Raw genomic sequence first — 23,233 nt, 5'->3', positions numbered from 1 at the left:
GCCGACGGTTGCAGGCAGCTGTATGACCCCAGCCAAATTCGTTATGGCCGGCATCGGAAACTGGTATTACATCCGCCAACGCATGGGTGTTTAGCATCGTCGATGTCTTCCTGTCGACGAGAACAACAACGTGAACCTTGGAAAGATCATTACCCGCAGTGCCCGCTACTGGCCGGACCACACTGCCGTGGCGGACAGCCAGACGCGCCTGACCTATGCCCAACTGGAACGGCGCAGCAACCGCCTGGCCTCGGGGCTGGGCGCACTGGGCGTGGCCAGCGGTGAACATGTGGCGATCCTCGCTGCCAACCGCGTGGAACTGGTAGAGGCAGAGGTGGCGCTGTACAAGGCAGCGATGGTCAAGGTGCCGATCAACGCGCGGTTGTCGCTGGATGAAGTGGTACGGGTACTGGAAGACTCCTGCAGCGTTGCGCTGATCACCGATGCCACCTTCGCCCAGGCGCTGGCCGAACGACGCGAGGCTTTGCCGATGTTGCGCCAGGTGATCGCGCTGGAGGGCGAGGGCGGTGACCTGGGTTACGCCGCGCTGCTTGAGCGCGGCAGCGAGGCACCGTGCAGCCTTGACCCTGCCGACGAGGCCCTGGCAGTGCTGCATTACACCTCCGGTAGCTCCGGGGTACTCAAGGCGGCCATGTTGTCGTTTGGCAACCGCAAGGCGCTGGTCCGCAAGAGCATCGCCAGCCCCACGCGGCGCTCTGGCCCTGATGATGTGATGGCCCATGTGGGGCCGATCACCCATGCCAGCGGCATGCAGATCATGCCGCTGCTGGCGGTAGGCGCCTGCAACCTGCTGCTCGACCGCTACGACGATCGCCTGTTGCTGGAGACCATCGAACGTGAGCGGGTGACGCGGCTGTTCCTGGTGCCGGCCATGATCAACCGCCTGGTCAATTACCCCGACGTCGAGCGCTTCGACCTGTCCAGCCTCAGGCTGGTCATGTATGGCGCTGCGCCCATGGCGCCGGCCCTGGTGAAGAAGGCCATCGAACTGTTCGGGCCGATTCTGGTGCAAGGTTATGGCGCCGGCGAAACCTGCTCGCTGGTCACGGTACTGACCGAGCAGGACCACCTGGTCGAGGACGGCAACTACCAACGCCTGGCCTCTTGCGGGCGCTGCTATTTCGAGACCGACCTGCGTGTGGTGAACGACGCATTCGACGATGTGGCGCCGGGCGAGATCGGCGAAATCGTGGTCAAGGGCCCGGACATCATGCAGGGCTACTGGCGCGCGCCCGCGCTCACCGCCGAAGTCATGCGCGACGGCTATTACCTGACCGGCGACCTGGCCACGGTCGATGCGCAGGGTTACGTGTTCATCGTCGACCGCAAGAAGGAAATGATCATTTCCGGGGGCTTCAATGTATACCCCAGCGAAGTGGAGCAGGTGATCTACGGCTTTCCCGAAGTGTTCGAGGCGGCAGTGGTCGGTGTGCCGGACGAGCAGTGGGGTGAAGCGGTGCGTGCTGTGGTGGTGCTCAAGCCTGGCGCGCAGCTTGACGCCGCCGAGCTCATCGAGCGCTGCGGCCGTGCACTGGCCGGTTTCAAGAAGCCGCGAGGCGTGGATTTCGTCACCGAACTGCCGAAGAACCCCAATGGCAAGGTGGTCCGCCGCCTGGTCCGGGAAGCCTACTGGCAACACAGCGATCGTCGTATCTGACAGGGAGCATGACCATGTATCAACCAAGTGCAAAAGCTGCGCAGATCATTGAAGCCATCGAAGGGTTCGTCCGCGACCAGGTTCGCCCGCTGGAGCAGCAGATGCAGCTGAATTGGGCGCGCCCGCATCCTCAGGCGGTCTTGCGGGAAGTATGGAAGCGCTCCAGCGAGCAGGGCCTTTACACCCTCATGCTGCCCGAAGCCATGGGGGGGGCAGGTTTGAGCGTGGCCGACCTGTGCGCCGTGAAAGAAGCCACGGTGCTGACCGGTTCGATGCTCGCCCCGCACGTATTGGGCGAGCTGTCCGGGCCGCCGCGGGTGGGCCACCTGCTCAAAGTGGCCAGCCCCTATCAGGTGGAGCATTTCCTGCAGCCAGTGTGCCGTGCCGAGAAAGCCGTGTGCTTCGCCCTGACCGAGGCCGAGGCGGGTTCAGACGCCACTGCCATCCGTACCCAGGCGCGCCGCGACGGTGATCACTACGTGCTGAGCGGCAGCAAGCGCTACATCTCGGGTGCCACGTACGCGGACCTGGCAGTGTTGCTGGCCGTGACCGGGCCTGGGCAGGGCGCGCAGGGTATTTCGGCGTTCTTCGTCGACCTCAAGGCCCCGGGCGTGCGTGTCGAAAGCGACTATGCAGTGATGTCCGGTGGCGGGGCCCACGGCGACATCGTGCTGGATGACGTGCGCGTGCCAGCGGCCAACCTGATTGGCGAGCAGGGCCAGGGCTTCAAGCTGGCCATGGGGCGCATTACCCTCAACCGGCTGCTGCATTGCCCGACCTTGCTGGGCATGGCCGGCCTGGCCCTGAACCTGTCGATCGAGCATGCCCGTAGCCGCAAGCAGTTCGGCCAGCCGATCGCCATGTTCCAGGCGGTCAACCACATGATCGCTGACATGGCTACCGAGCTGCATGCAGCACGCAGCATGGTCTACGCCACGGCGCAGGTGAACGATGCCGGCGGCGATATCCGGACCCAGGCGCCGATGTGCAAGCTGTTCGTCTCGGAGGCTGCATTCCGCATTGCCGACAAGGCCGTGCAGGTGCATGGCGGTGCCGGGTTGATGCAGGGCCACCCGGTGGAATGGATTTTCCGTGCCACCCGAATGATGCGCATCCTGACCGGGACCAGTGAAATTCAGCGCAACACCATCGCCAAAGGCGTGCTGATGCCCGCGTGACCCTCAGGCCGCCACCAAGGCGGCCTTTTGTCACATTCCACAACAATAACAAGAGTAATCGCCATGACTGTGGATGCTTCCCTGCCCAACCCACGGACCGCCTGGATGGTGGCCGTACTGCTGGCCATGCTGATGCTGGTCAATTTTCTCGACAAGGTGGTGATTGGCCTGGTTGCGGTGCCGATGAGCGCCGAGCTGGGCCTGACCGCGACCGAGTTCGGGCTGATTGGCGGCGCTTTGCATTGGTTCTTCGCCTTGTCCGCCGTGGTGGGCGGCTTCATGGCCAACCGGCGCCCCACCCGCACGCTGCTATTGGGCATGGGCCTGTTCTGGGCGGTGATCCAGTTGCCGATGCTGTTCGCCACTTCACTGTGGACCATCGTTGCCTGCCGCGTGTTGCTGGGCATCGGAGAGGGCCCGGCATCGCCGGTCGCCACCCATGCGCTGTACAAGTGGTTTCCCAATGACCGTCGCAACCTGCCCGTGGCGTTGCTGCACACCGGTAGCGCCATGGGGCTGCTGGTGGCCGGCGCGATGATCCCCTGGGTCAGCCTGCACTATGGCTGGCGCACCAACTTCATCGTCCTTTCATTGATCGGCCTGGTGTGGTGCCTGCTGTGGTGGCGGCTGGGGCAGGAGGGCACCCTTGAGCGCCTGCGTGCCAGCCAGCTCAAGAGCGATGAGCCGGCAATACCGTACCGCAAGCTGCTGGGCGACCCCAGCGTGATGGGCAACTACCTTTGCCACTTCGCCGCCAACTGGTCACTGGCCCTGACGCTGACCTGGGTGCCCAGTTATCTGCAGGTCGGCCTGGGCATAGACCCGTTGCAGACCGGGCGGATCTTTGTGATGTTCGTGGTGGTGACCACGCCGTTGAGCCTGTTCATGGCCTGGTTGTCCCAACGCCTGATGCGCCGTGGCGTATCTTCGCGCGTGGCGCGCGGCGTGTTCGTCTCGCTGTGCCTGGTGCTTTCCGGGCTGCTGTCTGCGTCGCTGATGCTGCCAGGCCTGAGCACCGCCGTGCGGGTTGGCGCACTGACCTTCAGCGGTGGCCTGGCGCTGGTGATGTACTCCGTAGGGCCGGCCATGCTCGCCGAGTTCACCCCGACGGCCCAGCGCGGCGGGGTGCTTGCCATCGGTAACGGTATCGCTTCGCTGGCCGGCCTGGCTGCGCCGGTGGTAACCGGGTTGCTGGTGCAGGGCACAGGTGCCGCGCATCCCACAGGGTATGCCCAGGGCTTTCTGGTGTGTGGCGCAGTATTGGTCGTGGCGGGGCTGGTGGGCCTGGTGAGCCTGAACCCGCAGCGCACCCTGAAGCGCTTGGCTGAACCGCGTGCGGTGGCGCATGGGGTGCCGGCGCGCTCTCAGACAGCCAGCTGAACCCCCGGCACCGACCCGAGCGGCGCATCATCGCCGCCGATCAGCTCACCACGCCAGCGGCCGCCGAGTACCAGCTCGATCAGCAGCCCGCGCACCAGGTCGTGCAAGCAACCGGCGGCAAACGACAGGGGCTTGTGCCGTGAGTGCGCCAAGGCAATGGTGCGGCTGATGCGTGGCTCGACGATGAGCCGCGCCTGGGTCGGTTCGAGCAGCTCGCACAGCGGCGGCCAGTTGCTGATGGTCGCCGCCAGTCCTGCGCGGACCAGGCTGGCGATGCCGGGTGCCGACTGCTGCTCGTAGGCGGCCGCCAATGGCACGCCGGCTTCCATGGCCGCCTGTTCGATGCGCCGGCGCAGGTGCAGTGCCCTTGGTGGCAGCACCAGCCGCGTGGCGGCGGCTTCGGCCAGGGTGATGGTATCGGCGACGCCAGCGGCTGAAGGGCCGACCCAGTACAGCGCCTCGGTGAAGATCGGCTCGGCCTCGACATGCTCCAGCTCCTCGGCATTGGGCACCACGCCGAAGTCGACCTTGCCCAGTTCGATGGCTTGGCCGCCGTTGCGGCTCAGGCCGTCCCACACGGTCAGGGTCACGCCGGGAAAGCGCTGCTCGGCACGCTTGATGATTTCTGGCAGCAGCATGTCTGCCGCTGTGGCGGGGATGGAAATGGCGACGTGGCCCTTGGGGTCACCGCGGCTTGATTTGAGCTCGTCCTTCACCGAATCGAGCTTCTGCACCACCTGGCGGGCCACCTCGTAAAGCTGCCGACCGGCGTCGGTCAGGACGATGCCGTCGTGCTGGCGGTCGAGCAGCTGCATTTCCAGTTCACTCTCCAGCAGGCCGATCTGCCTGCTCAGCGCCGGCTGGGCGATGTAGGCACGACGCGCGGCCGAGGAAAAGCTGCCGGCTTCGACGATTGCGATCAGGTAGCGGAGCTGTTTGAGGGTCATCGCAGCGGTTCCAAGGGTATGCCGAACTGATATGGCACGTATCCGAACACGTTATTTGTGGGGTTCGAAGCGTGGCTCCTAGTATCACCCGGAAGGGGCGTGCCAAAGCAAGCCCGCACGGCCAGGTCAGCCAACAACAACAAGAGGCCAACCCCATGAAAGCTGTCGCCCTGCTGCGAAGTATCCTGCTCGTCAATGCCAGCCTGCTGGCCCTCCACCTTGGCGCTACGCCACTGCCCCCGCAACTGACACCCGTGGGTGCCGAGCGTGCCCCCAGCAGTGATGGCCGCATACCGGCCTGGAACGGGGGGCTGCAACCGGGGCAGGTCTCACTCGCGGTCAACGGCACGCCGCTTGACCCCTACGCCGATGAGCAGCCGCTGTACACCATCACCGCGCAGAACTACCGGCGCTATCGCGAGCAGCTCACGACAGGCCAGGTGGCGCTGCTCGAGCGTTTTCCCGACTCTTTTCGCCTGCCGGTATACCCCTCGCACCGCAGTGTCGCGGTGCCGGCTCGGGTCAGCGAGTGGGCCCGGCACAACGCCGCCAGCGCCCATCTGGTCAATGACGGCAATGGCGTGCAGGGCTTTGCCGGGGTACTGGCGTTTCCGCTACCACGCAATGGCCTGCAGGTACTGTGGAACCACCTGACGCGGCCACGCAACGGTAGTTACAGCCTGGCGTCGGACAGCATCACCCCGCGTCGTGATGGTCGCTTCGTCATGTTCAGCGCGCAGCAAACCTTCGCCCGGCCCGATGTGCTGCCAGGCGGCCAGGCAAACAACGTACTGTATTACCTGAGCTACCGCATGACCGCGCCATCGCGCCTGGCAGGCGACGCCTTGGTGCTGCACGAAACCCTCGACCAGGTCGCCCAGCCACGCCTGTCGTGGTTGTACAGCAGCAGCCAGCGACGCGTACGGCGCGCGCCTGCCGTGGCCTATGACAGCATCACCCCAGGGACTGCCGGGCTGCGCACCGCCGACAGCCGCGACATGTTCAACGGTGCCCCGGACCTTTACCACTGGACCCTGATCGGCAAGAAAACCCTGCACGTACCCTACAACAGTTATCGCCTGGCTTCGCCACAGCTGAGCTACACCGCGCTGGTCGGCCCGGGCCACGTCAACCCGCAGCCAACCCGCTACGAATTGCACCGGGTATGGGAGCTGGTCGGTACCCTCAAGCCCGGGGCCGAGCATATCTATGCCAGCCGCCGCTATTACCTGGACGAGGACAGCTGGGCCATCGTCGAAGCCGACTTCTTCGACCACCAGGGGCGGCTGTGGCGCACGGCCCAGGCGCACAGTTACTACCACGTCACCGGGCAGGCACTGGTCAACGCCATGGAGGTGATCTACGACCTGCGCAACGGGCGTTACCAGCTGTCGGGCCTGACCAACGAGCAACCCAAACCCTTCACCTTCGACCTGCGCACCAGCGCTTCGTACTTCTCGCCCGGGGCACTGCGCAGCCAAGGGCTGCGTTGAGCGCCCAGGGCCACACACAGGACAGCCGATGAGTTCCGATCACCATTACAGCGCCTGGGAGCGCTGGTTGCTGGGGCCTGGCAAGCCACCTGACCCGCGCTTCACCCTGGCCAATGAACGCACCTTTCTGGCCTGGCTGCGCACCGCCCTGGCATTGCTGGGCGGTGCCATTGCCCTGGAAACCTTTGCCGCGCATGCCTGGCCGCAATCCGGGCGCCTGGCGATGGAGTTCGCGTTGCTGCTGGCGAGCCTGCTGGTCAGCCTGGGGGCTGGTTGGCGCTGGCTGGTGGTGGAACGCGCCCTGCGCCGCGCTGCGCCATTGCCGCTGCCACGCTTGGTACCGCTGCTGAGCGTGGCCTGTGCGCTGGGCTGCGCGGCACTGATACCGCTGTTATGGGGGCGTTGGCATGGCTGACGGCCCGGTCGATACCGGGCTGCAGGCCGAGCGTACGGTGTTGGCCTGGCGGCGAACCCAGTTGGCTTTACTGGTACTGGCTTGCCTGGCCTGGCGCGGCGGCCTGGTGGCTGTGGCCGGCGCGGCACTGTCGTTGGCGCTACTGGGCAGGGTCCGCGAACGCGCCATCTACCGCCGGGGCCTGGCCATGTTGCGCAGCGAGCGGGGGTGGGCTGCAGTGCGCACCGTGCCGCTGGCTGCGTTACTGGTGGCCGGGTTGGTGCTGGGCGTGTGGTTGCGCCGCACTGCTTAGCACGGCGCCGTTGCAGGCTCAGGGCGTGACGATATTGAAGCGCCCGTCAGGCTCATCCAGCCCAGCCATGAACTGCATGAACTTCACCCGCTCACCGCTGATGTCGATATCACCCGTCTTGGCTTCCTTGAGAAAACCGGTCTGCTTGAGTGCGATGCGGTCCAGGGTGGCCTTGCTCATGTTGATCTGCACATCCGCTTGGGCGTGCTGTGCATGGTCGCGGTGGGTCAGCACGCCATTGCGCAGGGTCAGGGCGTAGTCTTCATCGATGTCGGTGAAGCGCCAGTTGATGGTCAGGTCCTGCTCAGCCGCCTTGGCGGCATCGACGCGCACACCCAGGTAGTCGAAGAACAGCGATGGGGTCAGTGCGCGTACCAGGTCGTCGGCGCTGCCGCCTTTGCTGGCACCGGCCGCGACGCCGTTGCGCAGCTCCTGCGCACCGGTCAGGTAGGCGTTGCGCCAGGTGGCGTTCTCGCTCTGGTAACCCAGTTGCTCCAGGGCATCGGCTTGCAGGTTACGTGCAGCGCTGTTGTCGGCTTGGGCGAATACCAGGTGCCGGGTGAGCTCCGCCACCCAGCGGTAGTCACCCTTGTCGTACGCCTCACGCGCCAGCGTCAGCACCCGCTCGCTGCCGCCCAGCGCTGCCACGTAGCGCTGGCCTGCATCGCTCGGCGGCAAGGGGTTGAGGGTCGCCGGGTTGCCGTCGTAGAAGCCCATGTAGCGCTGGTACACCGCCCGCACGTTGTGGCTGAGCGAGCCGTAGTAGTCGCGGCTGTACCATTTGTTGGCCAGCCGGGGTGGCAGCGAGGTCAGTTCGGCGGCGATCTCGGTAGGGGTGAGGCCGCGGTTGAGCAGGCGCAGCGTCTGGCTGTCGAGGAAGGCGTACATGTCACGCTGATCGGCCAGGTACTCACGGATCGCTGCGCCGCCCCAGGTCGGCCAATGGTGCTGGGCGAACACCACCTCGGCCTTGTCGCCGTAACGCAGCAGCGACTGGTCCAGGTAGTGCGCCCAGACCTTGGCATCGCGCACCTGCGCGCCACGCAGGGTGAGGATGTTGTGCTGCACATGGGAGGCGTTTTCGGCCATGCACAGGGCTTTGAACGCCGGGAACCACAGGTTCATCTCGGCCGGTGCTTCGGTGCCGGGCGTCAGCTGGAACTCGATATCCACGCCGTCGATGCGCAGGGTTTCGAACGGCTTTTCGATCAGCCGTGTCGGGGCGATGAGGCTGACTGTGGCATTGGCCGGCACGCCCTTGCCGAGGCCTGCGTCAACCTGCCCGCGGGCGCTGCGTGGCAGAGGCGCACCATACATGTACTGCGCCCGGCGCTTCATCGCCGGCCCGGCCAGTACGTTCTCGCTGATGGCATGTTCGAAGAAGCCTTGAGGGGCGATGACCTGGACCTTGCCGGCCTTTACATCGGCCTCATCGATCACCCCGCGCGCGCCGCCAAAATGGTCGACGTGTGGGTGGGTGTAGATCACTGCCACCACCGGCCGCTGCGGGCGATGCCTGAAGTACATGGCCAGCCCGGCCCGGGCGGTTTCCACCGACAGCAGCGGGTCCATCACGATCAGCCCGTGTTCGCCTTCGATCAAGGTCATGTTGGCCAGGTCCATGCCGCGTATCTGGTAGATGCGGTCGGTAACCTTGAACAGGCCGGCGATGGTATTGAGCTGGGCGATGCGCCACAGGCTGGGGTTGACCGTCGCCGGCGCCTCGCCCTTGAGGAAGGCGTAGCGCTGCAGGTCCCAGACCGTCTTGCCATCGGCATTGAGCACCGCCTGGTCGGCACTTTCCAGCAGGCCGCGGCGGGCGTTGTCGAAGTCTGCCCGGTTCTCGAAGGGCAGGCGCTGCAGCCACTGCTGGTTGCTTTGGCGCGTCAGCTCGGTGGCGTCCTTGGCCGGTGCCTGGGCCAGCACCGCAGAGGGCAGGGTGAGGGCCAGGAGGGTGGGCAGGTAGCGTAGGCGCATGGGGGTGGTCCTTGTTGTTATGGGGGCCACCACTCTAAGGACATCGATTGCCAGCGAACCAATACCACTCTTGCATGGGTGGCCATACCTGAATGCGATGGCTCAGCCGGCGCGAATGTCCATGATGCGCGCGACCAGCCAAGCCAGTGCCGGGTCGTGCTGACGATGGGCAAGGTACACCAGTTCCAGCTCGAAGGGCTCCAGGGCGAAGGGCAGGTCAAAGACCTGCAAGGGCAGTAGCTGGGCGAAATGGCGGGCCAGTGCGGTGGGCAAGACCACGCACAGGTCGGAGCTGGCGGCCAGGTGCGCGGCCTGCAGGTAATTGGGCGTGGTATAGGCGATGCGCCGCGCAAGGCCCTGCTCGGCCAGCCACTGGTCGACCATGCCCCGGGTCTGGCCGCCGTGCACCCAGAGGTGACGCAAGCCCAGGAAGGCTTGCAGATCGAGCGCGCCATCGACCTCCGGATGCCCCTGGCGCACCGCCACGTGCAGGGTTTCGCTGCGCCAGTGGCGGCGCTCGTAGCGCGCCGGCACATCGTCGAAGCGCCCCAGCACCAGGTCGAGTTCGCCACGGTCGAGGGCTTCGGCCGGCAGGTTGGGTGCCAGGTGCAGCACATCCACACGCAGATGCGGCGCCTGGGTTTGCAAGGTGGCGAGCAACCTGGGCATGCACAATTGTTCGGCGAAGTCGGTCAGGGCGATGCGCAGTTGCCGGTGGCTGCGGCCTGGGTCGAAGCTGTCGCCAGCGCCGAGGGTCTGCTCGATCTGCTGCAGGGCCGCGCGAATCGGCCCTTCCAGGGCCAGGGCGCGGGGGGTTGGGCGCATGCGTCGGCCGACCCGCACCAGCAGCGGGTCACCGAGAATGTCCCGTAAACGCGCCAGGGCGTTGCTCACCGTCGGCTGGGTCAACGCCAGGCGCTCGGCAGCACGTGACACGTTCTGTTCACGCAGCAGCATGTCCAGCACCCGCAGCAAGTTGAGATCGAAGTTGGCTATATTCATGCGAAAAATACATGGGATGGAAAATTAGAATTTCAAAAATAGTAGGCGCCTGACTAGGGTGGGGGCAATGCCTTTACACCGAATCAGGAGTGTCACCCGTGAGTACTTCCTATAACGTTCAGCAGGCTGCAGTGATCGGCGCCGGCACCATGGGCCGCGGCATCGTCATCAGCCTGGCCCGTGCCGGGCTGCCTGTGCTGTGGCTGGACAACGACCCCAGCGCCACCGAGGCAGGCCTTGCCATGCTCGCGCAGACGTGGGCGCAACAGGTCGCCAAAGGCCGCATCGACCAGGCCCAGGCCGATGCCTGCCTGGCTCGCGTGCGGCAGGTCACGGCTTACACCGAGCTGGCCGAGGCCGACCTGGTGATCGAGGCGGTGTACGAAAACCTGGCGCTCAAGCAAGAGATCTTCCGCACCCTGGACAGCACACTCAAGCCTGAAGCGATCCTGGCCAGCAATACCTCGGCGCTTGACATCGATGCCATCGCCGCCGTCACTGGGCGGCCTGAACAGGTGTTGGGGCTGCACTTTTTCAGCCCGGCGCATGTGATGAAGCTGCTGGAAGTGGTGCGCGGGAAGTGCACCGCGCCGGCAGTGCTGGAGGCGGCCGTGGTGCTGGGCCAGCGCATCGGCAAGGAGGTGGTGGTCGCTGGGAACTGCCCCGGTTTCATTGGTAACCGCATGTTGCGCACCTATGTCGCCGAGGCCCGCCAGTTGCTGCTCGAGGGTGCCACGCCGCGGCAGGTGGACGAGGCGCTGCAGGGGTTCGGCTTTGCCATGGGCCCGTTCCGCGTGTACGACGTGGTAGGCATCGACCTGGAGTGGCGCGCACGTCAATTGGCCGGGCAGGGGATGGATGCCCCGTTGGTCCAGGTCGACAATGCCCTGTGCGCGCTCGGTCGCTTCGGGCAGAAGGTTGGCCAGGGCTATTACCGGTACGCCCCCGGCAGCCGCGAAGCTGTGCATGACCCCGAGGTGGATGCCTTGGTGCTCAAGGTCGCTCAGGACCTGGGGGTGCGTCGGCGTCCGATCGACGATGAGGAAATCCGTGAGCGCTGCCTGCTGGCGCTGGTCAATGAAGGGGCGAAGATTCTTGAGCAGGGCATAGCCAGCAGCAGCCAGGACATCGACCGGGTCTACTTGCATGGTTATGGCTTCCCGGCAGAGACGGGCGGGCCGATGTCCTGGGCCGATCGGCAAGGGCTGGGGCTGCTGCTGGCGAGGCTGGAGCGGCTGCAAGGCCTGTTTGGCGAACACTGGCGCCCGGCGGGTCTTCTGATGCGGCTGGCGGCAGCTGGCAAACAGTTGGCTGACGTGAATGAGGGCCGCGTATGAGCTACCGAGCCCCCCTGCGTGACATGCAGTTCGTCCTGCATGAGGTGTTCGATGTGGCGCAACATTGCGCCCGCCTGGGCAACGGTCTGGGCGGTGACACCATCGATGGCATCCTTGAACAGGGCGCTCGCTTTGCCAGCGAGGTGGTGGCCCCGCTCAATCGCCAGGGCGACGAGCAGGGCTGCCGCCTGGAACAGGGGCAGGTGTTGACCCCCGAAGGCTTCCGCCAGGCCTACCGGCTGTATGTCGAGCAGGGCTGGGGCGGTATGACCGGCCCGACCGAGCACGATGGCCAGGGCCTGCCGCAGATGGTCGCCGCCTGTTTCCACGAAATGCTGATGGGCGCCTCGCTGTCGTTTCGCATCTATTCGGGCCTCACCGAAGGCGCTGTGCTGGCGCTGCATCGCCATGGCAGCCCGGCGCTCAAACGCGACTACCTGGGCAAGCTGGTCAGCGGCGAGTGGGCCGGCACCATGTGCCTGACCGAACCGCAGGCTGGCACCGACCTGGCGCTGTTGCGTACCCGGGCCGAGCCGCAAGGCGATGGCAGCTATCGCATCAGTGGCAGCAAGATCTTCATCAGTGGCGGCGACCAGGACCTGACCGACAACATCATCCATCTGGTGCTGGCGCGCCTGCCCGATGCGCCGGCCGGTGTCCGCGGCATCAGCCTGTTCCTGGTGCCCAAGTTCGAGTGCGCGGCCGACGGTGGGCCGGGGGTGCCCAACGCCTTGGGCTGCGGTGCCCTTGAACACAAGATGGGCATCAAGGGGGCAGCCACCTGCGTGATGAACTTCGACGGCGCCCGCGGCTGGCTGGTGGGTGAAGCCAACCAGGGCCTGGCGTGCATGTTCACCATGATGAACGATGCGCGCTTTCAGGTGGGGCTGCAGGGGCTGGGCATTGCCGAAGCTGCCTTCCAGGGCGGCCTGGCCTACGCCCGCGAGCGCTTGCAGTCGCGTAGCCTGGCCGGCCCGGTGGCGCCGGAGCGCAGTGCCGACCCGATCATCTGCCACCCTGATGTGCGGCGCATGCTGCTGACCCAGAAGACCCTCAGCGAGGGTTGCCGGATGCTGGCGGCCTATGCTGCACAGGCGCTCGACCTGGAGCAGGGTGCGGCGCAGCCTGAAGTGCAGGCTGCCGCCGGGCGTCGGGCAGCGCTGCTGATTCCGGTGGTCAAGGCCTTCCTCACCGATGTCGGCCAGGAGGTCGCCAGCCTGGGCGTGCAGCTGTATGGCGGCCATGGTTACATTCGCGAGTGGGGCATGGAGCAGTTGATGCGCGACAGCCGCATCACCCAGCTGTATGAGGGCACCAATGGCATTCAGGCCCTGGACCTCGTGCGCCGCAAGGTGCTGGCCGATGGTGGCGAGCAGCTGCGCCTGTTGATCGATGACCTGCTGGAGGCGGCGCACGCGTGCCGCGCAGATGACCTGGCAGCGATGGCCGAGGCGGTGACCCTGCGCCTGCAGGAGTGGCGCAACCTCAGCGCCGAGGTGCTCGATGCCTGCCGCTGCGACCCCCAGGAAATTGGCGCGGTGTCGGTCGATTTTCTTGCCTATTCAGGCTATGTGCTGCTGGCTGCGCTGTGGCTGCGGGCGGCCGAGCGGGCCCGTGCGGCACTGGCCGCCGGCAGCGGCGACAGCGCTTTCTATCAGGCCAAATTGCACGCAGCGGACTTTTACTGGCGGCGCATCCTGCCGCGCGCAAGTGCCCACTGTGAGGCTTTGCGTGGCGGCGCGCAGTGCCTGATGAGCCTGAATGAAGCGCACTTCGCCTTCTGAGCGCTGCGCCGTTCACCCACAAGAACAAAAGGACCCTGAACATGCAGCCATTCAGTTTTGCCACGACCGCTCACCTGCTCTGCGAACCGGGCGCTGCGGGTCGCCTGGCCCAGTTGTGTCAGCAACGCGGCGTGCGCCGCGTGCTGATCGTTACCGACCCCGGTCTGGTCAGCCTGGGGATGCTTGACGACATCCTGCCTGGCTTCACCCGGGCGAACCTGAGTGCGGCGATCTTCAGTGATGTCAGCGCCGACCCCAGCCATGCCTGCGTGCTGGCTGCCGTCGGCCGTGCCCGGCATATCGGTGCCGAGCTGATCGTCGGTTTCGGTGGCGGCAGCTCCATGGATGTCGCCAAGCTGGTCGCGCTGCTGGCCCACCCAGGGTGCGACCAGACCCTGGAGGCGGTGTATGGCATTGACCAGGCCAAGGGCCAGCGCCTGCCCCTGATCCAGGTTCCGACCACTGCGGGTACCGGCTCGGAGGTCACGCCCATTGCCGTCATCACCACCGGCGAGTGCGCCAAGATGGCGGTGATTTCACCGCTGCTGCTGCCAGACCTGGCGCTGCTCGATGCCGAGCGCACGCTGGGCCTGCCACCTGCGATCACGGCCGCCACGGGCATCGATGCGATGGTCCATGCCATCGAAGCCAGCACCAGCAAGTTCAAGCGCAACCCACTGTCCAGCCTGCTGGCCCGCGAAGCCTTGACACTGCTGGCAGGCAACCTCGACCAGGCAGTCCACAACGGCGGTAATCTGCAGGCCCGTCAGGCCATGCTGCTGGGGGCTTGCCTGGCCGGCCAGGCGTTCGCCAACGCACCGGTCGCTGCGGTGCACGCCTTGGCCTACCCGCTGGGGGCGCGCTTTCACGTACCGCACGGGCTGGCCAATGCCTTGGTCCTGCCGCATGTCATGCGCTTCAACCGTAGCGAGGCATTCGCCGACTACGCGGCGCTCGCGCCGGCCTTGTTGGGCGAGCGGCTGGTGCCTGGCGGGCCCCATGAGTTGTGCAGCCAGTTCATTGCCGAGCTGGAGCAATTGGCACCTCGCTGCGGCTTGCCGAGCCGGTTGCGGGATGTCGGCGTGCCCCGGCACAGTTTGCAACAGCTTGCTGAAGAAGCGCTGCAACAACAGCGCCTGCTGGTGAACAACCCGCGCAAGGTCACCCTTGCCGATGCCGTCGAACTTTACCAGGCGGCGTTCTGATCATGGCCAGGGAACGCCCGCTACGCGGCGCCTATCGCCACTTCCAGCCGATCACCACGCGCTGGCACGACAACGACCTGTATGGGCATGTGAACAATGTCGTCTACTACGGTTTTTTCGACAGCGCGGTGAACACCTGGCTGATCGAGCATGCCGGTCTGGATATTCACCGCGACCCGGTGGTGGCCTATGTGGCCGGGTCTGCTTGCGACTACTTCGCCGCGGTCGCCTTTCCGCAGCGCATCGAAGTGGGTATCGCGGTCACGGGGATAGGCAACAGTTCGGTGCACTACGCGCTGGCCGTCTTCGTCGAGGGGGAACCTCAAGCGTGCGCGGCCGGGCGTTTCACCCATGTATTCGTCGATCGTCGCGAGCAGCGTGCGGTTGCCATACCAGGCAAGGTGCGCAGGGCCTTGGAACTGTTGGCGGTGTGAGGTCACCTGCGGGGGCGGTGCTCGTTTCGCGCCGCCTCATAAAAGCCCAGGCAGCCCCGAACGCCTCTCTCAAGCCCCGCCCAGGCCATAACAATCTGGCATGGCACTGATCCGAAGACGCTATTTGTGAGCCCGCTTTCACTGCCCCGATAATCCAGATTACCGGTACCGCCTGCCTCGGCGACCGGCACTTCATCTGTGCTACCCCACCTTTCACTCTCGAATAAAACAACAAGAGGTTAAGAGTGAGCGAATACATCCGTATCTGCCGGCGCCAAGCGCCGCTGGCGGCGCTATGCTGCCTGCTCGCCGCTCCGGCGGCTGCCTTGCAGTTCCAGGCCGGCCCGCTCGAAGGGCGCTTCGACACGGCGCTGTCGTTCGGCACTGCCGTCAGCACAGCCAACCCCGACAAGCAGCAGTTGCAGGCCGCCAACAGTAATGACGGGCGGCGGAACTACCGCTCGGGTGATGTGTTCTCGGCCATTTTCAAAGCAACCCATGACCTGGAACTGCACCGGGACAACGTTGGGGTGTTTCTGCGCGGCACCTACTGGTATGACACGGTGCAGCGCGACCATAGCCAGCGGGCTGTGGACATCGACGACCACAACCGCCAGGCATCGGCTAAAACCGCCGCAGCGGAACTGCTCGATGCCTTTGCCTATACCCTCTACGACATCGACGGCGAGCCCGGCTCAGTGCGCCTGGGCAAACAGGTCGTGAACTGGGGCGAAAGCCTGTTCATCCAGGGTGGCCTGAACGTGATCAGCCCGTTCAATCAGGCCGCGTTGCGCCGGCCAGGCTCAGAGGTCAAAGACGCGCTGGCGCCGGTCAACCTTTTGTATGTCACGCAGAACCTCAACCAGGCCCTGTCATTCGACGCCTTCTACCAACTGGACTGGGAGCAGACCCGGTTGGACAACTGTGCGACCTTCTTCTCCAACAACGACTTCATGCCCGAGGGCTGCCAAGGCCTGGACGTGGGTGGGCAGATGGTCGCCAACCCGGGTGTTTCCCAAGCGCTGGCGTCCCTGGGTGTGACGCTCACCGATGAGGGCGTGCGCGTGCCGCGTGGGGCCGACCAGGATGCGCGCAATGGAGGCCAATGGGGGTTTGCCTTGCACTGGTATGTGCAATCGCTGGATACCGAGTTTGGCCTGTTCGCGGCCAACTACCACAGCCGCTCTCCCTACCTGGGCACAGTCAGCAGCCGCTACTACGCCAATACCGGTTTTGCCAGGGACCTGTGCAGCACGGTTGGCGTGCCACTGTCTGGCTGCGGTGCCTTCCTGGCGTCGAGCAGCGGGCAGTCACTGGCCGGCGCCCTGCGCATGGGAACCTCGCAGTACCTGGCGCAGTACCCCGAGGATATCCGGCTCTACGGCATCACCTTCGCCACCACCCTGCACAACGGCACCGCCGTGCAGGGAGAGTTGAGCCACCGCCCCAACCAGCCGGTGCAGCTGAACGGTAACGATGTGCTGCAGTCGCTGCTCAACGCCCCGGGCCGCAGCCCGCTCAACGCCGAAGGCCTGCGCCCATCGACCGACGACACCTTGTTCGACGGGTATCGACGCAAGGAAGTGACCCAGGCCCAAGTGTCGGCGATGCAGGCGTTCAGCCAGGTGATGGGCGCCAACCAGCTGCTGCTGATGGGGGAGGTGGGCGCAACCTATGTGGGCGGGCTCGAGGGGCGTTTCGGGCCGCGTTATGGCCGCTCCGGGGCCTACGGCAATGGTGAGCTGGCCGATAACAGCCTCTGCCAGGCGATCTCGAAAAGCCCTGCTGACTGCAACGGCGAAGGGTTCGTCACGCCGTTTTCCTGGGGCTACCGGCTGCGGGCGACCTGGAGCTACCAGAACCTGGTCCCGGGCCTGGACATCCGCCCTAACCTGGCCTGGTCCCACGACGTGAAAGGCTATTCGCCTGCCGATGGGTCGGGCTTCAATGAAGGCTCGCGCTCGATCAGCCTGGGCGTGGACGTGGCGCTGGCCAGCAAGTACTGGGCAAGCCTTGCCTACACCGATTATCTCGATGGCGATTACGGCACCCGCGGCGACCGCGACTACGTGGCCGTGAGCGTGGGCGCCAACTTCTAGACCACTCAAGGAGGCAAGACCATGTCCAAACGCAGCATGCACCCATCACCGGCCAACCTGCCCGCCATCGCTTTGATGCTGGCCGGTACACTTGCCCCGGGCGTGGCCAGCAGCGCACCGGCAGAGCAGGGCGTGATGCAAGGGTTTCCCCCTGCACCGCAGTTGCGCGTGAACCAGGCCAACGCGTTCCAGCCACCGTTCCTGCGCTGGTCCATGCGCCACGCCCGCGAGGTTTCGCCGACCCGAGGCATCGGCCGCGCGTCCACGCCGCTGGCCTTGCCGGCAGGCACCGAGCTGGCGCTTGACCAGGTGGCGTTCACTGCCGGCGAGCAGCCCCTGACGTTGGCGAGCTACCTGCAACAGACCAGCACCGATGGGCTCATCGTGCTGCACCGTGGCCAGGTGGTGTACGAGCGTTATCTGGAGGGTTTCCAACCCGGGCAGCCGCATATCTGGGCCTCGATGACCAAGTCCGTGACTGGCCTGATCGCCGCCCAACTGATCGCCGAAGGCACGCTGGACCCGCAACGTACATTGGCGCATTACGTGCCGGAACTCAGCGGCACGCCATTTGGCGAGGCGACGGTGCAGGCCAACCTGGACATGCAGGTGGCGGTGGAGTACCCGCCGCAGATGCCGCCGGACCTGGGGCTGTTTGCCGCCACGGGGCTCATACCTCGCGCCGAAGGCATGCCGGGGGATATCTACAGTTTCCTCCAGCACGCACGAAAGGCGCCCGACTCAGGCGCCAAACCGCTGTTTTTCTACCAGAACGGCTCACCCGAAGCGTTGGCCTGGGCACTGCGGCGCATCACCGGGCTGAACTGGGCGCAACTGGTTGAACAACGTATCTGGTCACGCTTCGCCCAGGACGACGCCTATGTGCAAGTCGACCCGCTCGGTACCGAGATGGCCAGCGGCGGTATCAGCTGCAACCTGCGCGACACGGCGCGCTTCGCTGAACGGGTGCGCCGTGAGCTGGCCCGTGACGTGAAGGGTGACAGTTTCAACCAAGCGGTGCGCAGCACGTTCCAGCCCGCCGACCCGGCGTCGTTCGCCCAAGGCAACCTTGCACCCGGCCGCCCGGGCTACGCTTATCGCAACTACTGGTATCAGAAAAACGATGGTGACGGCTCTGTCGAGGCCAGCGGGCGCTTCGGTCAGAAAATCTATATCAACCCGCGCCGCGAAGTAGTGATCGTCAAGCTGTCGGCCACTGCCGACCAGGCCCGGCGCGCCACCCGTGCCGACGGTGAGGCGAAAGTCACTGCCCGCGTGGTGGACTCACCGGCGAGGTTCAACGGCATGGTCACTGCGGTGTTGGCGGCGCTGCCGGGTTGAGCGGTGTGGGGCGTTCGGCGAATCGTTATCATGCGTGCCATCTTGCTGTGCTGTTCAACGCCCTATACCAGGTTCACTGCGCCGGAGGTGCAACATGAGCATTGATTGGATCAACTTCACACCCTGGAGTGCTTTGGGGGGAGGGGCTTTGATCGGGCTGGCCGCCAGCCTGTTCATTCTGGCCAATGGCCGCATCGCCGGCATCAGCGGCCTGCTTGCAAGTGTGATGCAAAGGCGCAGTGAGGGCTGGGGTGAGAAGGCGCTGTTTGTTCTCGGCCTGCTGATTACGCCTTTGCTGTGGGGGCTGTTCGCCGTGCTGCCGGAAATCGAAATCGATACCCCGTGGCCGGCGTTGGTGATTGCCGGGCTGCTGGTTGGCCTGGGGACACGATACGGCTCGGGTTGTACCAGTGGCCACGGCGTGTGTGGTGTCTCCCGCTTGTCTCCCCGCTCCATCGTGGCGACGGTGTGCTTCATGGCCAGCGGTTTTGCCACCGTGTACGTCATCCGCCATGCGCTGGGGGCCTGAGAATGAACAAGTTGACGGCTTTTGTCGCCGGGTTGATCTTTGGTCTGGGCCTGCTGTTGGCAGGAATGGCGAACCCCGCCAAAGTGCTGGCTTTTCTCGATGTGACCGGGGCCTGGGATCCGTCACTTGCACTGGTGATGGCCGGGGCCATCGCGGTGGCGGCTGCGCCGTTGAATTGGGCCCGCAAACACCAGCGGTCGTTGCTGGGTGCCCCTATGCAGTTACCTGTGAAAAGAGAGCTGGACGCCCGTCTGATCGGTGGCAGCCTGGTGTTCGGCATAGGCTGGGGCATTGCCGGCATCTGCCCGGGGCCTGCGGTCGCTATCTCGCTCACCGGGCACTGGCAGATACTGGTATTCGTATTGGCCATGCTGGCGGGGATGTATGCGTTCACTGTGCTGCAGGGGCGGCGTACACCCTGAGGAGGTGCCCGCCGCCTGTTTGAATGGATCACGCTGTCCTGAAACGAACGTCAGGCACAGGCCATTTCTTGCGTCTGCAGATATCCAGGTCAGTCAACGGTTGCTACATAAACCACCCGGTCACGCCCATTCTGCTTGGCGCTGTAGAGCCCGGAGTCGGCGCGTTCCAGCGCCCGGTCGAGGTGCTCTTGATCGTTGAGCAGCGTGCAGCCGATGCTCAGGCTGACACGCAGCGGGCCAGTGGGCAGTTGTAGCGGTTCGCTGCCGATCATCTGCCGCACCCGTTCGGCAATCCCCTTGAGCTCTTCGCTGTCGTTGACCATGACCAGCGCGACGAATTCCTCGCCGCCCTGGCGCACCACCAGATCGTCCGGGCGCAGCGCTGCGCGTAGGCGGCGGGCGCATTCGCACAGCACCTGATCGCCAGTGGCATGGCCATACCGGTCGTTGATGCTTTTGAAATGGTCGAGGTCTGCATAGATCGCCCCCAGGCGCAGGCTGCTCTGTGCTGCGCGGCGCCGCTCGTGGTCCTCGAACGCTGTCAGACCGTTGCGGTTCCACAGCTGCGTCAATGGGTCGAGCATGGCCTTGCGCTGCTCTCGGTCCATTTCCAGGCGCAGGTCACGGTTGGTCTGGATCAGGCCACGCAACTGCAGATAACCCTCTGCGAGGGTGGCCAGGTCCTTGAAGTTGGCTTGCTGCGTTTCGTTCAGCGTGCGCGGGCGAGGGTCGAGCATGCACAGCGTCCCTATGGCTTTGCCATTCCCCGCGCGCAACGGATGGCCGGCGTAAAAGCGGATGTAGGGTGGGCTGAGTACCAGCGGGTTGTCGACGAAACGCGGGTCATGCGTGGCATCGGGCACCAACAAGGTGCCTTCGCCAAGGATGGCGTAGCCACAGAAAGAAACGTTGCGCGGCGTCTCGGTGGCCTCCAGCCCGATACGTGCCTTGAACCACTGACGCTCCTGGTCGATCAGGCTGATCAGCACGGTGTCCACTTGCGCCAGTTGCTGGGTAAGCCGTACCAGGGTGTCGAGGTAATGCTCGGCCGGTGTGTCGAGCAGGTGCATCTCATCCAGAGTGCGTTGGCGAGCTGCTTCGTCGGAGGGCAGGGGACAAGCTGGCATGGGGCTTCCTTTTTCTGGGGGTTGCGGGCGGCACCTGTCAGAGGCTGCGGCATTCGTTGCGAGGACAGGATCAGCACGCGATTTCTAGCAAAACGGGATGTTCTGGTATAGGACGCAAACTGCAGCATTTCCAGGCCACATGCTAAATCCGCAGGCCAGGCCCAAGGACGCATTCACGCCTGATAGTTCGGCTCCAACAGTATCGCCCACCAGCTGCGTCAGGTCAGGACCATTCCCGGCAGGTTGTGAAGTGGTAGCGCTTTGGGCAGGAGTGGCCCCTCGTGCTCGGCGAAAAGGCCATGGCAATCAAGGTCAAGTCGGCGCGCTAGAGAGCAGCGAACGATGCGGCTATAGGTCCAATGGACCCGTTCCACGAGCACATGGCGTTATGGTATAACGTTTTCATGTGGCAAAAAGAGGCTCTGCCTCCTGCCGCTGTCGCCAACCACCACTCAACCCCCGCCTCAGGAACCTTCATGCGATTCACCCCAGCTTCGTTTGCCATCTTCACAGCAATGTTCACACCTGAAATCCTCGCCGAACAGACGGGTAACTCCACCATCATCCTCGGTGATGTGAATATCACCGAAACTGCTGCTACAGCCCTGAGCACTGAAAATGTGCTGACCTCGGTCGATGTCCTGGGCGGCGATCAGGTGCGAGACAAGAATGTGATGAACAGTTGGCAGCTGTTGGGGCAGATGCCGGGTATCCAGTTGACTGAAACAGGGCAAGGCGCCGAGTCAGGCAAGGTCACCTTCCGCGCATTCAATGGCGAGGGCTACATCAACGGCATCAAGACCTTGATCGACGGTGTGCCGAGCAATGTGAACAGTGGTAACCAGCGCTTCATTGACATGATCTTTCCGCTGGACATCGAGTACATCGAAGTCGTGCGCGGTACCAACGATCCGCGCTATGGGCTGCACAATATCGGTGGCAACATCAATTTCGCGACCCGCCAAGGCGGGAACTATGTCGATAGCCGTGTGACATACGGCAGCTTCGACACGCGTGAAGTGCAGTTGGCCGTTGGGCATGAAGAGGGGAATTTCGCCCAGAACTATATCCTCGCCAAACAGGACAGCAACGGTTTCCGCGACCACAGTGAGTCCAACAAATATGCGCTTGGCGGCAAATGGTTCGTCAGCAACGATGAACAAGACTTCCGTGTCGGCCTTATCGCTCGCCTTTACCACCACCAGGCCCAAGAGTCTGGTTTCCTCACCCGCGAACAACTGCACGCCAGCCGCACCCAATCGCCGGCCAAGAACGCCAATGACGGTGACGACCGCGACATGAAGCAGCTGAGCCTGCACGCCGACTGGCAGCTCGCCGACGACCTGAGCCTGAGCAGCAAGTTGTACTACAACAGTTACAACGATGACCGAACCATCACGTTCACCGATTACCAGCCCGGCAACGCGCCACGCCAGCGTCGGCAGTGGGATGAGCAGCAGCGCGGGATGCTCAGTAACCTGACCTGGCGCGCTAACGATGTGCTGACGCTGGATGGCGGCATCAACTACGAGGAGCAGGACAATGAGTATCGTCGCCTGCGCTACAGCTATGGGATCCCGACCGACTTCGATGCCCCTGCGGCACGTGTGCAGAACGACGACACTTACACCCTGCGCAATATTGGCGGTTATGTGCAGGCGGTCATTCAGCCTACCGACGCGCTGAAGATCATCCCAGCCATGCGCGTCGACAAGTTTTCTGGCAACAGCGTGACGCTTGGTGAGGTCAAGGGATCCCTGCAGGATTACGGCTGGATCCGCCAGCCGAAGCTGAGCGTCATCTACAGCCTCACCCCGGAGATCGACCTTTACGCCAACTGGGGGCGTACTTTCCAGATTCTTACCGGCTCTGGCGGGCCCGCTTACAGGGTGCCTGGGCAAACCTCGTACGACCCGTCGATCAACACCGGCAAGGAAGTCGGCATCAAGTTTCAGCCATTCCCTGGGGCTCAAGCGCGGGTTGCGCTGTGGCAGCAGGATGCGACCGATGAAGTTGCGAACATGCCCAGCACTGGCACCACGGTCGGTCTTGGCGAAACACGCCGGCGTGGCGTGGACATGCAGATCAGTGCTCAGCTGGACGATCAATGGACGGTATGGGCGTCCCACGCGATCCAGGAGGCCAAAGTGGTCAAGGCCTACGCGGCGAACGGCCAGTCTTTGGCGGGCAAAGAGGTATTTTCCACCCCGCGCTACATCAGCAATCTGGGCGTGGACTACCGATACAATGACGACTGGAAGTTCGGGGCGCAGGGGCGGGCGCAAGGCAGCTACTACATCGACGAGCAGAACGAGCAGGGCAAGTACGGCGGTTTCGTGGTCGTGGACGCCAGTGTCAGTTACCGTATCACCGCGTCAACCAGCGTGGATCTGCAGGTGAAAAACCTTTTTGACCGTGAGTACGAATATGTCTGGTATGACAACTTCTTCTGGGGCGGCGACGACCAGGCGATGTTCTCGCCAGCACCAGGCCGTTCAGCGTTCGTTTCGATAAACATGAGTCTTTGACAGGTCAGGGCATTGGCCAAGAGACTCTTGAGGGCGATCTAACGCCCTCAAGAGATCTGCGGGAT

At 64.5% G+C, this 23,233-nt stretch carries 19 protein-coding genes; 15 read left to right on the top strand and 4 right to left on the bottom strand.

Annotation, left to right across the window (positions count from 1 at the left end; translation table 11 throughout):
• Nucleotides 1–130 precede the first annotated feature (130 nt).
• The 3 genes from ACIPZC_RS10740 (at nt 131) to ACIPZC_RS10730 (ending at nt 4,236) form a co-directional block, all read left to right on the top strand.
• Nucleotides 131–1,678 carry an AMP-binding protein gene (locus ACIPZC_RS10740; protein ID WP_400626792.1) on the top strand — a complete coding sequence of 516 codons (1,548 nt, stop codon included), beginning with the start codon at nt 131–133 and terminating at the stop codon, nt 1,676–1,678.
• A 14-nt stretch (nt 1,679–1,692) separates the two neighbouring features.
• Nucleotides 1,693–2,856 (top strand): acyl-CoA dehydrogenase family protein, encoded by a 1,164-nt coding sequence (locus tag ACIPZC_RS10735; RefSeq protein WP_400626790.1) that lies wholly within the window; start codon nt 1,693–1,695, stop codon nt 2,854–2,856.
• Nucleotides 2,857–2,961: 105 nt separating this feature from the next.
• The gene (locus tag ACIPZC_RS10730) at nt 2,962–4,236 is read left to right on the top strand and encodes an MFS transporter (RefSeq protein WP_400626870.1); all 1,275 of its coding nucleotides are present in this window, start codon (nt 2,962–2,964) and stop codon (nt 4,234–4,236) included.
• On the opposite strand, the gene ACIPZC_RS10725 is transcribed toward ACIPZC_RS10730, so the two are convergent.
• Nucleotides 4,221–5,183, bottom strand: a complete 963-nt coding sequence (locus ACIPZC_RS10725; RefSeq protein WP_241805301.1) for a LysR family transcriptional regulator — start codon at nt 5,181–5,183, stop codon at nt 4,221–4,223. The genes ACIPZC_RS10730 and ACIPZC_RS10725 overlap by 16 nt on opposite strands.
• 155 nt (nt 5,184–5,338) lie before the next feature.
• Here ACIPZC_RS10725 and ACIPZC_RS10720 point away from each other — a divergent pair, with 155 nt between their 5' ends.
• From ACIPZC_RS10720 to ACIPZC_RS10710, 3 genes are read left to right on the top strand one after another with little or no spacing between them, the layout of a single operon-like run.
• Complete coding sequence (locus ACIPZC_RS10720) at nt 5,339–6,676, top strand: DUF1329 domain-containing protein (protein WP_400626787.1); 1,338 nt, start codon at nt 5,339–5,341, stop codon at nt 6,674–6,676.
• 28 nt (nt 6,677–6,704) lie between these two features.
• Complete coding sequence (locus tag ACIPZC_RS10715) at nt 6,705–7,091, top strand: YidH family protein (RefSeq protein WP_267816871.1); 387 nt, start codon at nt 6,705–6,707, stop codon at nt 7,089–7,091.
• Entirely contained in the window at nt 7,084–7,383 is a 300-nt protein-coding gene (locus ACIPZC_RS10710) for a DUF202 domain-containing protein (protein ID WP_400626785.1), read from the top strand. The genes ACIPZC_RS10715 and ACIPZC_RS10710 overlap by 8 nt, the downstream gene beginning before the upstream one ends.
• Nucleotides 7,384–7,401: 18 nt before the next feature.
• Here ACIPZC_RS10710 and ACIPZC_RS10705 read toward each other — a convergent pair whose 3' ends face one another.
• Entirely contained in the window at nt 7,402–9,360 is a 1,959-nt protein-coding gene (locus ACIPZC_RS10705; protein ID WP_400626783.1) for an alkyl/aryl-sulfatase, read from the bottom strand.
• A gap of 102 nt (nt 9,361–9,462) precedes the next feature.
• Nucleotides 9,463–10,362, bottom strand: coding sequence for a LysR family transcriptional regulator (locus ACIPZC_RS10700; protein WP_241805296.1), 900 nt, complete (start codon nt 10,360–10,362; stop codon nt 9,463–9,465).
• A gap of 98 nt (nt 10,363–10,460) precedes the next feature.
• On the opposite strand from ACIPZC_RS10700, the gene ACIPZC_RS10695 reads away from it, so the two are divergent.
• The 8 genes from ACIPZC_RS10695 to ACIPZC_RS10660 all read left to right on the top strand — a co-directional run bounded on the left by ACIPZC_RS10695 (nt 10,461) and on the right by ACIPZC_RS10660 (nt 19,513).
• The gene (locus ACIPZC_RS10695; RefSeq protein ID WP_400626781.1) at nt 10,461–11,699 is read left to right on the top strand and encodes a 3-hydroxyacyl-CoA dehydrogenase NAD-binding domain-containing protein; all 1,239 of its coding nucleotides are present in this window, start codon (nt 10,461–10,463) and stop codon (nt 11,697–11,699) included.
• A complete protein-coding gene (locus ACIPZC_RS10690) occupies nt 11,696–13,483 on the top strand; it encodes an acyl-CoA dehydrogenase C-terminal domain-containing protein (protein ID WP_400626779.1) in 1,788 nt (595 codons plus the stop codon). Before ACIPZC_RS10695 ends, ACIPZC_RS10690 begins: the two co-directional genes overlap by 4 nt.
• Before the next feature lie 41 nt (nt 13,484–13,524).
• A complete protein-coding gene (locus ACIPZC_RS10685) occupies nt 13,525–14,688 on the top strand; it encodes an iron-containing alcohol dehydrogenase (RefSeq protein WP_241805293.1) in 1,164 nt (387 codons plus the stop codon).
• A gap of 2 nt (nt 14,689–14,690) precedes the next feature.
• On the top strand, nt 14,691–15,122 hold the full coding sequence (locus tag ACIPZC_RS10680; RefSeq protein ID WP_241805292.1) for a thioesterase family protein: 432 nt from the start codon (nt 14,691–14,693) through the stop codon (nt 15,120–15,122).
• Nucleotides 15,123–15,367: 245 nt separating this feature from the next.
• Nucleotides 15,368–17,221 (top strand): DUF1302 domain-containing protein, encoded by a 1,854-nt coding sequence (locus ACIPZC_RS10675; RefSeq protein WP_400626777.1) that lies wholly within the window; start codon nt 15,368–15,370, stop codon nt 17,219–17,221.
• Between the two features lie 21 nt (nt 17,222–17,242).
• Nucleotides 17,243–18,562 (top strand): serine hydrolase domain-containing protein, encoded by a 1,320-nt coding sequence (locus tag ACIPZC_RS10670; RefSeq protein ID WP_400626775.1) that lies wholly within the window; start codon nt 17,243–17,245, stop codon nt 18,560–18,562.
• Between the two features lie 94 nt (nt 18,563–18,656).
• A complete protein-coding gene (locus ACIPZC_RS10665; protein WP_400626773.1) occupies nt 18,657–19,091 on the top strand; it encodes a YeeE/YedE family protein in 435 nt (144 codons plus the stop codon).
• A 2-nt stretch (nt 19,092–19,093) separates the two neighbouring features.
• Complete coding sequence (locus tag ACIPZC_RS10660) at nt 19,094–19,513, top strand: DUF6691 family protein (protein ID WP_241805288.1); 420 nt, start codon at nt 19,094–19,096, stop codon at nt 19,511–19,513.
• A gap of 89 nt (nt 19,514–19,602) precedes the next feature.
• On the opposite strand, the gene ACIPZC_RS10655 is transcribed toward ACIPZC_RS10660, so the two are convergent.
• Nucleotides 19,603–20,640, bottom strand: a complete 1,038-nt coding sequence (locus ACIPZC_RS10655; RefSeq protein WP_267816852.1) for a diguanylate cyclase — start codon at nt 20,638–20,640, stop codon at nt 19,603–19,605.
• Between the two features lie 476 nt (nt 20,641–21,116).
• Here ACIPZC_RS10655 and ACIPZC_RS10650 point away from each other — a divergent pair, with 476 nt between their 5' ends.
• Nucleotides 21,117–23,168 (top strand): TonB-dependent receptor, encoded by a 2,052-nt coding sequence (locus tag ACIPZC_RS10650; RefSeq protein WP_400626770.1) that lies wholly within the window; start codon nt 21,117–21,119, stop codon nt 23,166–23,168.
• Nucleotides 23,169–23,233: the final 65 nt, after the last annotated feature.

It is taken from the genome of Pseudomonas sp. NPDC089743, assembly GCF_044748785.1.
Lineage (GTDB): Bacteria > Pseudomonadota > Gammaproteobacteria > Pseudomonadales > Pseudomonadaceae > Aquipseudomonas > Aquipseudomonas putida_X.
Note: the sequence above shows the minus strand (reverse complement) of the source record. Positions and strands in the feature narration are given on the sequence as shown.

Excerpts from the sequence above, each read along its gene's own strand:
- ACIPZC_RS10735 (WP_400626790.1), top strand. The coding sequence starts at position 1,693 with ATGTATCAACCAAGTGCAAAAGCTGCGCAGATCATTGAAGCCATCGAA.
- ACIPZC_RS10730 (WP_400626870.1), top strand. The coding sequence starts at position 2,962 with ATGGTGGCCGTACTGCTGGCCATGCTGATGCTGGTCAATTTTCTCGAC.
- ACIPZC_RS10725 (WP_241805301.1), bottom strand. The coding sequence starts at position 5,183 with ATGACCCTCAAACAGCTCCGCTACCTGATCGCAATCGTCGAAGCCGGC.
- ACIPZC_RS10720 (WP_400626787.1), top strand. The coding sequence starts at position 5,339 with ATGAAAGCTGTCGCCCTGCTGCGAAGTATCCTGCTCGTCAATGCCAGC.
- ACIPZC_RS10715 (WP_267816871.1), top strand. The coding sequence starts at position 6,705 with ATGAGTTCCGATCACCATTACAGCGCCTGGGAGCGCTGGTTGCTGGGG.
- ACIPZC_RS10710 (WP_400626785.1), top strand. The coding sequence starts at position 7,084 with ATGGCTGACGGCCCGGTCGATACCGGGCTGCAGGCCGAGCGTACGGTG.
- ACIPZC_RS10705 (WP_400626783.1), bottom strand. The coding sequence starts at position 9,360 with ATGCGCCTACGCTACCTGCCCACCCTCCTGGCCCTCACCCTGCCCTCT.
- ACIPZC_RS10700 (WP_241805296.1), bottom strand. The coding sequence starts at position 10,362 with ATGAATATAGCCAACTTCGATCTCAACTTGCTGCGGGTGCTGGACATG.
- ACIPZC_RS10690 (WP_400626779.1), top strand. The coding sequence starts at position 11,696 with ATGAGCTACCGAGCCCCCCTGCGTGACATGCAGTTCGTCCTGCATGAG.
- ACIPZC_RS10685 (WP_241805293.1), top strand. The coding sequence starts at position 13,525 with ATGCAGCCATTCAGTTTTGCCACGACCGCTCACCTGCTCTGCGAACCG.
- ACIPZC_RS10680 (WP_241805292.1), top strand. The coding sequence starts at position 14,691 with ATGGCCAGGGAACGCCCGCTACGCGGCGCCTATCGCCACTTCCAGCCG.
- ACIPZC_RS10670 (WP_400626775.1), top strand. The coding sequence starts at position 17,243 with ATGTCCAAACGCAGCATGCACCCATCACCGGCCAACCTGCCCGCCATC.
- ACIPZC_RS10665 (WP_400626773.1), top strand. The coding sequence starts at position 18,657 with ATGAGCATTGATTGGATCAACTTCACACCCTGGAGTGCTTTGGGGGGA.
- ACIPZC_RS10660 (WP_241805288.1), top strand. The coding sequence starts at position 19,094 with ATGAACAAGTTGACGGCTTTTGTCGCCGGGTTGATCTTTGGTCTGGGC.
- ACIPZC_RS10655 (WP_267816852.1), bottom strand. The coding sequence starts at position 20,640 with ATGCCAGCTTGTCCCCTGCCCTCCGACGAAGCAGCTCGCCAACGCACT.
- ACIPZC_RS10650 (WP_400626770.1), top strand. The coding sequence starts at position 21,117 with ATGCGATTCACCCCAGCTTCGTTTGCCATCTTCACAGCAATGTTCACA.